Origin of the sequence: Actinoplanes sp. NBRC 101535 (genome assembly GCF_030269225.1) — a bacterium.
GTDB classification, from domain to species: Bacteria; Actinomycetota; Actinomycetes; order Mycobacteriales; family Micromonosporaceae; genus Actinoplanes; species Actinoplanes rectilineatus.
The window spans coordinates 399,592-411,377 of the sequence record NZ_BSSY01000008.1 but is presented as its reverse complement, the minus strand read 5'-3'; the positions used below and the strand labels follow the sequence as shown (position 1 = coordinate 411,377).

Annotated in this window: 10 protein-coding genes; 7 read left to right on the top strand and 3 right to left on the bottom strand. The window is 72.0% G+C overall.

The features are described from left to right. Nucleotides 1-223 precede the first annotated feature (223 nt). Nucleotides 224-3,049, bottom strand: coding sequence for an FAD-binding and (Fe-S)-binding domain-containing protein (locus tag QSK32_RS24140; RefSeq protein WP_502872550.1), 2,826 nt, complete (start codon nucleotides 3,047-3,049; stop codon nucleotides 224-226). Between QSK32_RS24140 and QSK32_RS24135 the strand changes: the two genes are divergently transcribed. The 7 genes from QSK32_RS24135 to QSK32_RS24105 all read left to right on the top strand — a co-directional run bounded on the left by QSK32_RS24135 (nucleotide 3,048) and on the right by QSK32_RS24105 (nucleotide 9,083). Continuing rightward, complete coding sequence (locus tag QSK32_RS24135) at nucleotides 3,048-3,722, top strand: GntR family transcriptional regulator (protein ID WP_052720302.1); 675 nt, start codon at nucleotides 3,048-3,050, stop codon at nucleotides 3,720-3,722. The genes QSK32_RS24140 and QSK32_RS24135 overlap by 2 nt on opposite strands. A 120-nt stretch (nucleotides 3,723-3,842) precedes the next feature. Next, complete coding sequence (locus QSK32_RS24130; protein WP_052720301.1) at nucleotides 3,843-4,742, top strand: hypothetical protein; 900 nt, start codon at nucleotides 3,843-3,845, stop codon at nucleotides 4,740-4,742. Nucleotides 4,743-4,810: 68 nt separating this feature from the next. After that, the gene (locus tag QSK32_RS24125) at nucleotides 4,811-5,392 is read left to right on the top strand and encodes an excalibur calcium-binding domain-containing protein (RefSeq protein ID WP_052720300.1); all 582 of its coding nucleotides are present in this window, start codon (nucleotides 4,811-4,813) and stop codon (nucleotides 5,390-5,392) included. Between the two features lie 233 nt (nucleotides 5,393-5,625). Beyond that, nucleotides 5,626-6,489, top strand: a complete 864-nt coding sequence (locus QSK32_RS24120) for an alpha/beta fold hydrolase (RefSeq protein WP_285473252.1) — start codon at nucleotides 5,626-5,628, stop codon at nucleotides 6,487-6,489. Between the two features lies 1 nt (nucleotide 6,490). Next, complete coding sequence (locus tag QSK32_RS24115; RefSeq protein WP_285473251.1) at nucleotides 6,491-7,066, top strand: TetR/AcrR family transcriptional regulator; 576 nt, start codon at nucleotides 6,491-6,493, stop codon at nucleotides 7,064-7,066. 12 nt (nucleotides 7,067-7,078) lie between these two features. Next, nucleotides 7,079-8,080 carry an alpha/beta fold hydrolase gene (locus tag QSK32_RS24110; RefSeq protein WP_285473250.1) on the top strand — a complete coding sequence of 334 codons (1,002 nt, stop codon included), beginning with the start codon at nucleotides 7,079-7,081 and terminating at the stop codon, nucleotides 8,078-8,080. Between the two features lie 49 nt (nucleotides 8,081-8,129). Beyond that, on the top strand, nucleotides 8,130-9,083 hold the full coding sequence (locus tag QSK32_RS24105) for an LLM class flavin-dependent oxidoreductase (RefSeq protein WP_285473249.1): 954 nt from the start codon (nucleotides 8,130-8,132) through the stop codon (nucleotides 9,081-9,083). A gap of 67 nt (nucleotides 9,084-9,150) precedes the next feature. Here QSK32_RS24105 and QSK32_RS24100 read toward each other — a convergent pair whose 3' ends face one another. Both QSK32_RS24100 and QSK32_RS24095 read right to left on the bottom strand, forming a co-directional pair. Then, entirely contained in the window at nucleotides 9,151-9,579 is a 429-nt protein-coding gene (locus QSK32_RS24100) for a hypothetical protein (RefSeq protein WP_045741635.1), read from the bottom strand. A gap of 60 nt (nucleotides 9,580-9,639) precedes the next feature. Next, nucleotides 9,640-11,784: a hypothetical protein gene (locus tag QSK32_RS24095; RefSeq protein WP_157410928.1), complete on the bottom strand. Its 2,145-nt coding sequence runs from the start codon at nucleotides 11,782-11,784 to the stop codon at nucleotides 9,640-9,642. Between the last annotated feature and the right edge of the window lie 2 nt (nucleotides 11,785-11,786).

Below are 11,786 nucleotides of genomic sequence, written 5' to 3'. Positions count from 1 at the left end.
AGGCGTGTTGACTTCGGGCGTCCAGCCCGCCCGTAATCACCACACCCCCACAGGCGTGTTGACTTCGGGCGTCCAGCCCGCCCGTAATCACCACACCCCCACAGGCGTGTTGACTTCGGGCGTCCAGCCCGCCCGTAATCACCACACCCCCACAGGCGTGTTGACTTCGGGCGTCCAGCGCGCCCGAAGTCAACACGCGGAGGGCTCTGACCACGAAACGTGACTAGGCGTCGGCGCGGTCCAGGAGCTGGGCCAGATGCACGGCCGGACGGTCACGCAGGTCGGCGACCTGGGTGCGGCACGAGAAGCCGTCGGCCAGGACCGTCGCGCCGGGCGCCGCGTCCAGCGCCGGCAGCAGGTTCTGCTCGGCCACCGCCACCGACACCTCGTAGTGGCCGATCTCCACGCCGAAGTTGCCGGCCAGGCCGCAGCAGCCGGCCAGCCGTTTCACCGTGGCGCCGGTCGAGGCCAGCAGGTCCGCGTCGGCCTTCCAGCCGAGGACCGCGTGGTGGTGGCAGTGCGGCTGGGCGACCACCTCGACGCCGGTCAGGTCCGGCGGGGTCCAGCCGGGCGTCTTGGCGAGGAGTTCGGCGAGGGTGTGCACGGACTCGGCGACCAGGGCGGCGTCCTCGTTGCCGGGCAGCAGCTCGTGGATGTCGGAGCGCAGGACCGCCGTGCAGGACGGCTCGATGCCGACGATCGGCACGCCCTTGCGGGCATCAGGGGCCAGAGCGTCCACGGTACGCGTGAGGATCCGCTTGGCCGAGTCCAACTGTCCCGTGGTGATCCAGGTCAGGCCGCAGCACACCGAGCCGCTGGGCAGCTGTGGTTCGTAGCCGGCTGCGCGCAGCACGCGTACCGTCGCTTCGGCCACCTCGGGTGAGAAGGCGTCGGAGAACGAGTCGGCGAAGAGCACCACGGGGGTGCGGCCCTCGGCCGCGCCCCGGGTGAAGGACCGGTGGAAGGGTTTGGCGGCGAAGGCCGGCACCGACCGCCGCTTGTCGACGCCCGCGATCTTCAGGGCGAGGCCGCGCAGCCCGGGCATCCGGGTCGCCATGTTCGCCAGGCCGGGCATCCAGCCGGCGAGCCGCGCCCAGAGCGGCAGCCTACCGAGCGAGTAGTGCGACCGGGGGCGGATCTTGCCCTGGTACGTCTGGTGCAGCACCTCGGACTTGTAGGTGGCCATGTCGATCCCGGTCGGGCAGTCCGACGCGCACCCCTTGCAGGCCAGGCAGAGGTCCATCGCGTCGTGCACGGACGGGTCGCTGAACGCCAGTTCGCCGCGCACCACCTCCTGCAGCACCCGGGCCCGTCCGCGGGTGGAGTCCTTCTCCTCGCGGGTGGCCAGGAACGACGGGCACATCACGCCACCGGCGGCGGAGTTGTCGGCGCGGCACTTGCCGACGCCGGTGCACCGGTGCACGGCCTGGCCGAGGTCGCCGTCGTCGTGCGGGTAGGCCATCGCGAGCATCGGCAGCGGGAACCGGCCGGCCGGGCGGATGTCGGCGTCCACCGGGTCCGGGTCGACCAGCACGCCCGGGTTGAGCAGGTTGCCCGGGTCGAAGGCGTGTTTGATGGCGGCGAACAGGGCGATGGCGTCCGCCGAGTACATGTGCGGGAGCAGTTCGGAGCGGGCCCGGCCGTCGCCGTGCTCGCCGGAGAGCGAACCGCCGAACTCGCCGGCCAGTTTCGCCGCGTCGATCAGGAACTCGCGCATCACCGTGGTGCCGCCAGGCTGGTCGAGCGGGAAGTCCAGGCGCACGTGCATGCAGCCGTCGCCGAAGTGCCCGAACGGTGCGGAGGTCATGCCGTACTGCGTCACCAGCTCGTCGAAGCGGGCCAGGTAGGCGCCGAGCTTCTCGGGCGGGACCGCGGCGTCCTCCCAGCCGGGCCAGGCGGGCTTGTCCGAGGGCGCCCGGCCGGCCAGGCCGGCGCCGTCCTCGCGGATGCGCCACAGCCGGGCCTGTGTGGCCGGGTCCTCGACGACCAGGGCGTCGTCGGCGATGCCGTCGGCGGCGAGCTTGCGGGCGCGGGCGGCCACCTCGCCCAGGTCGTCGCCGGCCAGTTCGACGAAGAGCCAGGCGCCGCCGCGGGGCAGCGGCGGGACGGCATCCGGTCCGCGGCGGGCGCGCAGCACGTCGAGCAGGCGGGAGTCGAGGCCCTCGCAGGAGGTGGGGCCGTGGGCGACGACGGCCGGGGAGGCCTCGCCGGCGGCGACGATGTCGCGGAAGCCGAGGACGACGACGACCCGGACCGGGACGTCGACGACGAGCTTGACGGTGGCCTCGGTGATGACCGCCAGGGTGCCCTCGGAGCCGACGAACGCCTGGGTGAGGTCGAAGCGTTCGGGCAGGAGGTGGTGGACCGCGTATCCGGAGACCTGCCGTCCGAACCGATCGAATTCGGTCCGCGCGACCGCAAGGTTCGCGCCCATCACCTTCTGGACATTTTGAATCATCTCGTCGGGTCCTTCGGCGAAGGCCTGATCGTCCCGGTATCCCGTGACAATCGTTGATCCATCCGCCGTCATGAGCCGCAGACCGGCCACGTTGTCCGACGTGCGGCCATAGGCCAGCGATCGCGAACCACAGGCGTTGTTGCCGATCATGCCGCCGATCGTGCAGCGCGGATGCGTCGACGGGTCCGGCCCGAACCGCACGCCGTGCGGCATCGCCGCCTTCTGCAGGACCGCGTGCACGGTCCCCGGCTCGACCACGGCCGTGCGCGACTCCGGGTCGATCGACAGCACCCGGTTGAGGTGGCGGGAGAAGTCGAGCACGATCCCGCGCCCGACCGCGTTGCCGGCCACCGACGTCCCGGCGCCGCGCGACGTGATCGGCACCCCGGTCTCGCGGGCCACGGCCAGCGCCGCCGCCACCTCGTCGACGTGCCGCGGGCGGACCACGGCCAGCGGTGGGATGCGGTAGAGCGAGGCATCCGACGCATACATCCCCAGGGTCGCCGGATCACTCCGCACCTCGAGGCCGGCCTTCGCCAGGGCACCCACCACGCCGTTCACCTGCTCGCTCATGAGTAACATGTTACTCATGCCTGAGCTGGTCCTGCCGCCGGACGCCCCCTCCCTCGCCGACGCCGTCGCCCAGGCCGTCCGCGACGGCGTCGCCGCCGGGGAGTTGCGCCCGGACACCACGTATTCGGTCTACCAGCTCGCCGACCTGCTCGGGGTCTCGCGCAGCCCGGCCCGCGAGGGTCTGCTCCGCCTGGCCGAGGCCGGGCTGATCGAAATCCGCCGCAACCGCGGCTTCCGGGTCCTGCCGCCCCGCGCCGACGACATCGAGGAGATCATCGGCATCCGGCTGGCCCTGGAGCCACCGGCCGCCCGGCACGCCGCCGTGCACGGCACCGACGCCCAGCACGCAGCGATCCGGTCGGCTCTGGCAACGATGGCGTCGGCCGCCGCAGACGGCGACGAGCAGGCGTTCTGGCCGGCCGACCGCGCCCTGCACGACCTGCTGCTGCACACCGCCGGCAAACCCCGCACCGCCACCATCGTCGACCGCCTGCGCACCACGACCGCCCTGCTCGGCCCGCCCACCACGGCCGGCGGCCGCACCCTCGCCGAGATCCACGCCGAGCACGAGCCGCTGGTCACCGCGGTGCTGGCCCGCGACGGCGCGGCGGCCGAGGCCGCCATGCGGGTCCATCTCTCCTCGACGCTCACCCTCCTGACCGGCATGACCCCGGCCCCGGGCGCCCGGTGAGCAACGGCCGAATCATCCAGGCCCGGCCCGCGCCTTCCCGATCCACACTCGTTGATCAAGAACGCTATCCTCCTCGCCGTGTGGCCCTTCCGGAGGCGTACGGCCTTCCACCCCGAAAACGTGTCGGTCGACGAATTCCTGCACGACGACGACGCCGAGTCACTGCGGACCGCGTTGCGGCGCAAGGACTGGCCGGCGGCCCGGCTGATCCTGTCCACGAAGGACCCCGAGCACCGGATGTTCTACTGCCGGATCGCCGGGGAGACACCGGGCCTGGAGGAGTGGATCGACGCGCCGTGCCACACCGACGAGTCGACGCTGCCGCTGCTGATCCGCGGGGCGCGCTACATCTACTGGGCGTGGGAGGCCCGCGGTTCGGCCGTCAGCGCCGAGGTCGCCGCGAGCGCATGGCCGACGTGGTTCGAACGCCTCGATCACGCCGCGAAGGACCTGACCGAGGTCCTGCGGCGCGACCCCGGTGACGCCGACGCCCTGCAATACATGATCATGCTGTCCCGTGCCCGGCAGAAGGGGCTCGACGAGTCGCAGCGCTGGTTCGACCAGCTGCTCGACGTCGCGCCGACCCACCTGTACGGCCACACCGCGATGCTCAACGCCCTGATGCCGAAGTGGCAGGGCAGCACCGAGCTGATGTTCGCGTTCGCCCGGAAACGGGCCGCCGCCCACCCCGGCACCCACCTGCCGGTCCTGGTCGCCAAGGCACACATCGAGCACCACTGGACGAACGGCCGCGAGAGGTGGCTGGAGCGTGACGAGGTGGGCGAGGAACTCCACCAGGCCGCGCACGCGTCGGTCTTCCACGACGACTACGTGAACACGCTGATGACGCCGGTGCCGTGGAACGATTTCGCGTACACGCTCAGCAATGCCCTGTATTTCTCGGCGTCCTGGTCACTGTACGAGGTGATCGGCGAAGACTGGGTGACCACACAACCGTGGGGCAGCGTCCGGAACTTCCTGCGGGAACGCGAGTACGCCGCCCGCAACCGCAGACACTGACCGCCACATCGCCGGCACCCTCATGATCGTTTCTCTCGGCAGAACATCGAATCGGGAGAATCGAACTCATGAAACGCCTGTTCAGCATGGTCGTCACCGCGATGCTCGCCACCGGCGGCATCGCGGTGACGACGGTCGCCGCCGAGGCCGCGGCATGCACCCGGACGACGGCCACCATCGGTGTGCCACTCGACGCCGAGGACCACCGCGACATCCTGCGGCACGCACGGGACGCCATCGCCAAGGGCTATCCGGCCGTCCTCGTCCTGAACCGTCCCGGCGCCGACGAACGCCGCCGGAAGGCGCTCACCACGATCCCCACGAAACGGGGGTACGACCGGGACGAATACCCACCCGCGATCGGCCGCGCCGTCGTCGCCGCCGACGTGCGTCACGTGCCCAGCGCCGAGAACCGTTCGGCAGGCGCCCTGATGGGCAGCACGCTGCAGAGATACTGCGACGGCACGAAGTTCGCCTACAGCGTGCGGTCCACCGCCGTCCCCACCCTCGCGCCGACGGCCGGCACCGACCCGCGGTTCCGTACCTGCGCGGAGGCCAAGCGCAAGGGCTACGGACCGTACGTCCGCGGCACCGACCCGGAATACCGCTGGTACACCGACCGCGACGGCGACGGCACCGTCTGCGAATAGGCCGATCCACGGTCGCGGGGACCGCAGGACGCCGCCGCTCCGCACGGGTGGCGATTGATCACCAGTACGCGGACGGCACCGGCGTGCGGATCCACCGGGCGTTCGGCGGCCCGCAGTGCAGGTGCCCGCAAAGCCGTGCTCCCGAAAGGTCAGCACGGCCGCGCGCAGGAGCAACCGGCGGAACGATGCTGCGCGCCTGGAACTTTTGGTAGTACGGTCGTACCATCAAGGGCATGGAACCCTACGGACGGTTCGTCAGTGACACGGCGCGGCGGGCGTTCCTGGCGGCCTACGACCGGGCACTGCTCGCCTGGCCGGAGCCGAGGACGTCGTGGGACCTGGAGACGCGGTTCGGGAGCGTGCACGTCCACCGGTACGGGCCGGCGGACGGCACGCCGATCGTGCTGCTGCACGGCGCCGCCGGGAACGCCACCAACTGGTACCCGCACGTGGCTGCTCTCGGCGTACACCATCAGGTCTTCGCCCTGGACACCCTCGACGAACCGAACCGCAGCGTCGCCCGGCAGGCCCTGACCGGTCCGGACCAGACGGCGTCCTGGCTCGACGAGACCCTCGGGCTGCTCGGACTGGACGCGGTGCACCTGGTGGGCTTCTCCTACGGCGGATATCTGGCGCTGAACCAGGCCGTGCACGGGCCGGACCGCCTGCGCCGGGTGACCGTCATCGATCCGGGTGGGCTGGCGACGGTGCCGGCCCGGTTCTACCTGTCCATGCTGGCCGGGGCGTTCGCCATGATCCTGCCCCGGCGCTGGCATCCGTGGCTGAGCCGGGCCCTGGCCCAGCGGGCGCTGCTCGAACCGCCCGACCAGCTCGCGCTGATCAAGGCGGCGGCGACGTCGTTCCGGACCCGGCGGCCCGCCGCGCGACGGCTCACCGATGATGAATTACGGTCGATCCGGGTGCCGGTGCGGGTGCTGCTGGCGGGCCGCAGCGTGCTGCTCGACCCGCAACGCACACTGGCCCGGGTGCACGCCCTGATCCCGGACGTCCGTGCGGCGATCGTGCCGGGCGCGGGACACGGCCTGCCGCTGGAACAACCCGGCCTGGTCACCGCTCGCATCCTGGCGGACGACTGACATGCCCCGGCTCGCCGACCACGACGAACGACGGGCGCACATCCTCGACGCGCTGCTGCGGATCGCGGCGTCCCGGGGGCTGCACGCCGCGAGCATGCGGACGGTCGCGGCCGAAGCCGGCGTCACGGTCAGCACGGTGCAGCATTACTTCCAGGACAAGGAGCGCCTGTTGTACGCGGGACTCGAGCGCCTGTCAGTGCGGGTGGGCGAGCGGGCGCTGCGGTCGGTCGCCGGAGACGGTCCGCGGGCGGTCGTCCGGGCGTGGCTGGGACAGTTCATCCCGGTCGACGCGGAGCAGCGGGCGGCGTACACGGTGTTCGCCGCCTATCACGCACTGGCGCTCACCGACGACAGGCTGGCCCGGCTCCCCTATGGACGGCGGACGGGAGCTTTGGAGCGTACCCTCGCCGGGAATTTGATCGGCTCCTGCAACGACCCGGACGCGGCCGCGGCCATCGCGCTCGCCCTGGCCACCGGGTTGGGCGACAGCGTGATGGCCGGGATCCGCACGCCGGAGGCGGCCCTCGCGCTTCTGGAAAGGCACCTCGACGACGTTCTCGGCGGTGACGTGGCGTGACATGCTGGGCGGATGGGGCCGGTGGTTCGGTTCGCCGCCACGCCCGCGGGCCGGGTCGCCTACACGGTGACCGGCAGCGGGCCGCCGTTGCTGTGCCTGGCCGGCTGGGTGTCGCATCTCGCGCTGATGGCGGAGAACCCGCAGCACGAACGGTTCTTCGACGGGCTCGCCCGGTCCCGCACGGTGATCCGGTACGACAAGATCGGCTGTGGCCTGTCTGATCGTTCGCGGACCGACTTCAGTCTCGACGTCGAGCTCGCCACGGTTCGGGCGCTGACCGCGCACCTGGGTCTGGACCGGTTCGCGCTGTTCGGATCGTGCGAGGGCGGACAGGTCGCGGCGGCCTACGCGGCGGCGCATCCGGACGCGGTGTCGGCGCTGATCGTCTACGGCAGTTGCGCCCGCGGCGGTGACCTCGCCCCGCCGGCGGTCCGCGCCTCGGTGCTGGACCTGATCCGGGCGCACTGGGGACTCGGGTCGCGGGTGCTCACCGACATCTGGCTGCCGGCCGCACCGCCCCCGCTGACCGCGATGTTCGCCCGGATGCAGCGGGCCGCGGCGGACGCGGCGACGGCGGCCGCACTGCTGGAGATGTTCTACGGATGCGACGTCACCGCGCTGCTGCCGGCGATCCGGGTGCCCACCCTGGTGGCGCACCGGCGCGACAGCCGGGCGGTCCCGTTCGAGCGGGGGCGGGAACTCGCGTCGCTGATCCCGGGCGCGCAACTGGCTGCCTTCCCCGGACGGATGCAGCCGATCTACGCCGAGGAGCCGGGGGCCGCGCTGGCTGCCCTCCTGCCCTTTCTGGGGTCGGCCGGTTCGCTGCCCGGGCCCCTCACCGCCCGGGAGTTCCAGGTGGCGGACCTGATCGCGGACGGTCACACCAACCCGGAGATCGCCCGGCGGCTGGGCATCTCGGCGCGGACCGTCGACGCCCATGTGGAGCATGTCCGCACCAAGCTCGGGGTGCGGGCGCGTACCCAGATCGCGGTCTGGGCCCGTCGCCCCGCGTAGGTGTGTTGACCGATGCGGGCTCCCGGCCCGCGAATTTAGCGTCGACAGCATGGACCTCACCACCACGCGGCGCGGCGTCGCGTTCACCCCGATGGAGACCCGGCCCGACGTGCTCGTCCGGGCCGCGGCGCTGGCCGACGACCTCGGCTACGAATCGTTCTCGGTCGCCGAGGGCTGGGGGCTGGACTCCGCGGCCCTGCTCGCCACACTCGCCGGCGCCACCCGGCGGATCACCCTGATCGCCGGTGTCCTGTCGGTGTGGGGACGCACCCCCGCCACGATCGCGATGACCGCTGCCACGCTGCACCGGCTCTCCGGCGGGCGGTTCGTCCTCGGGCTCGGCGCGAGCACGCGGCGGCTGGTCGAAGGTTTCCACGACGTCCGCTACGAGCGTCCGGCCGTCCGCCTGCACGAGGTGACGGCCCGGGTCCGCGCCCTGCTGCGCGGCGAGCGGATCCCCGGCAGCCTCCGGTTGGGGCAGCCGCCCGCTCCGGAAGTGCCGATCTGGCTGGCCGCGACCGGTCCGCGAACCCTGCGGACGGCGGCCGAGCTGGCCGACGGGTGGTACCCGCTCTACCTGCGGCGGGACCGGATCGGGGACCTGGCCGGCCGGATCGCCCGGCACCGGATCCGGAGTCTCACCGACGGGCTGCCGCAACGGCCGATCACCGTGGCGGCCGGGCCGTTCACGGTGGTCGACCCGGACGCCGCCGCGGCGCGGACGGTCGCGACGGCGTGCACGGCCGCCTATCTCACCACGATGGGTGAGGTGTATCCGCGGCTGGTCGCCGGGCAGGGCCTGGCCGAGGACGTGGAGCGGGTCCGGGCCGGAGGTGAGGTGTCCGAGCGGCTGCTGGACGAGTTCACCGCGTACGGCGAGGAGAAGACCGTCCGGGACCAGCTGGAGCGCTGGGATGCCACGGTCGACGTCACGATGCTCGGGATCCCGCCGGGCCTGCCCTGGCCGATGATCGAGGCCACGATCAGGGCCGGCCGTCCGTGACCTGCACCCGGTCCCCGGCTTCTCGCCGTCCGACCGGCAGAGCGGTGCTGCGCGCCTGAGGCCCGGTTCAGGGGTGGAGCCGCCGGAAGGCCTCGCCGCAGGCGTCCACGCAGCGGGCCAGAACCACGTCGGCGGTCAGCACCTCGGGCACGGTGAGGAGGAAGACCTCACGGTCGGCCCGCTCGACCGCGGTGATCCAGGGCTGGGCCGCGAGCACCTGTTCGAGGGTGTCGGAGCCGGGCCGGGACAGGTCGAAGACGACGAGCATCCCGTCGTCGAAGCCGAACGACCACTCCCGCCCGTCCCGCGTCGCCACCGACAGGTAGTCCGGCAGGTCGGCCAGTTCGGGGTGGTCCGGCAGCCGCCCGGCCGCCGCGGTCACCGCCGGGCGGGCGGCCAGGCTCTCCCCTGCGAAGCTGTACCAGCCGTTGCTGCCGCGGTCCAGCTCGACACCGTCGACGGCGAACGCCGGCCGGGACTTCCGCAACCAGTTCATGGGTATCACTCTCCCCCGGGCCGGGCCCGGTGTCGCCACCGGACCCGGCCTGCGGACGTGTCAGGGCCAGTAGGTGTCGTTCGACGGGTGAAGAGTGAACGGAATCCGGTTGCGGCGCAGGCAGTCGAGCAGGTCCTGCGGGATGCCCTGGGATCCGTTGGCGTGCGGCAGGAAGTGCCACAGCACGTCACCGACCTGGCCGGTGTCGAGCAGGTGCCGGTCCTGATCGCACTGCTTGAGATAGGACTCCTTGTGGCCGGGCTCGCCGGTCTTCACCTCGTGCAGTTTCAGCGGTGGCCCGTCCTCCAGGAAGTCGGGTTCGCGGGCCGAGTTCGGCTTCGGCTTGCCCGGCATCGGGATCCGCGCGTCCCGGTTGCGTTTGCCGGGGATGCCGGCCAGCAGCACGTCGGCCAGGTAGTCCTCACCGGCGGGCCAGCCCCGCAGCCACGGCACCGAGGCCGCGCCGGGCACCGCGTCAGTGAGCGCGTCGGCCAGCCGGGCCAGGCTGTTGCTGGACTTGCGGGCCAGTCGCAGGATCACCGTGTCGGACATGCCGGCGCCGGTCAGCTTGCCGTAGTTGCCCAGCATGATCGCGCGGATGGTCAGCGTCTTGACGCTGTCCGAGATCTTGTCGTACTTGGCGACGAACGTGATCACCTTGTCGAGCCGGTGCACGTACTTCAGGACGAACTTGGCGGCCTTGCCGGGGATGGCCACCGCGTCTCCGGCGTACGGAACCAACCCCATCACCGACAGCCCGGTGCCGACCCAGTCCTGGTGGATCACTCCGGCGACGGCGTCGCGCAGGTCTGCGAGGCCGCCGAGGATCCAGCCGACCACCGGGATCAGGCTGAGTCCGCCGGAGCACAGGTATCCGGCCAGCCACGCCATCGAGTCGATGGGCTTGAAGTCGCCGGCGATCAGGCCGACCACGAAGTCGGTGACGTAGGTCCACTTGCCGACCCGCTCGTCCGGCACCAGCGGGTCCAGACCCTGGTCCTCGGCGTGCGCGATCTCGTACGCGTCGGCGATCCCGTCCCCGTCGGTGTCCCCCTGCAGCGGGTTCGTCAGGTGTTCGCTGATCTCCGCACCGTCGGACAGGCCGTCGCCGTCGCTGTCCGGGTTGGCCGGGTCGGTGTCGGTGTCGTCGGTCTCGGTGGTGTCCGGGATGCCGTCGCCGTCGGTGTCGACGTCGGTCGGCGTGGTCGGCACCGGCCCGGTGGGCTCGCTGACCGGCGGCGGCGGGTTGTCCGCGACCAGCGGGTCACGACCCTGTGCCACCTCGGCGCCGTCGGCAAGGCCGTCGCCGTCGGTGTCCGGGTCGGTCAGCCTGGTGCCCAGCTCCTGCTCGCGCAGGTTGGTCAGGCCGTCGCCGTCGGCATCCTCGGCGCCGTCCGCGGTCCCGTCGTCGTCGGAGTCCGCGTCGTTGGGCCGGGTGAAGGTGGCGAGCTGTTCGATCTCGGTCAAGTCGGTGAGGCCATCGCCGTCGGAGTCGGCGATCAGCGGGCTGGATCCGAACCGCAGCTCGGTCAGGTCCACCACACCGTCGGCGTCGTGGTCGCCCTCGTAGGTGATGCCGAACCGGCCGAGCACCGCGAAGCCGTTCCTCCAGGTGTCTCCGGCGTACTCGACGGCGTCCTCGGGGTCGGCCTCGCGCAGCTGCTCGTCGGCGTTCGCGAGGGCCCTCGTCGCCTTCGTGATGTCCTCGAGGGCCTTGTCGAGCCCCGTGGGCGTGGGCGGCGCCGGGCTGATGATCTTCCAGGGGCCGACGATCGCCTCGGCGTCCTGAATCGAGGCGTCGGCGAGCAACCGGACGCCGGTCAGCGACCCGACCAGCGCGTCGAGGTAGGGCTGCCGCTCGTCTGCGTCGTCCTCGAGCTCGTCCTGGATCTCCAGGAGGTGCGCGAAGGTCTTCTGCGCATCGGCGGCGCTCCGCAGGCGGGCCCCGTCGAAGTAGCGGGTGCCCAGGTCCTCGCGGATCGGGGTGAGCTTCTCCGCGACGTCCTCGTCGTCGAGGTACGGCTCGACGCGGTCGGCGGCCTCCCGGACATAGGTGGGCGCGTCGCGGGTGTAGGTGGCGGCCGGGATCTTCCGGACCGCGGCCTCCCAGTCCAGGTCGGCCGCGTACGCCGGCGACGCGACCAGGAACGTGGAGGCCAGCAGGGCGGCGGAGCCGAGAACCGCCGTCCTTCGGGCACGATGCATGA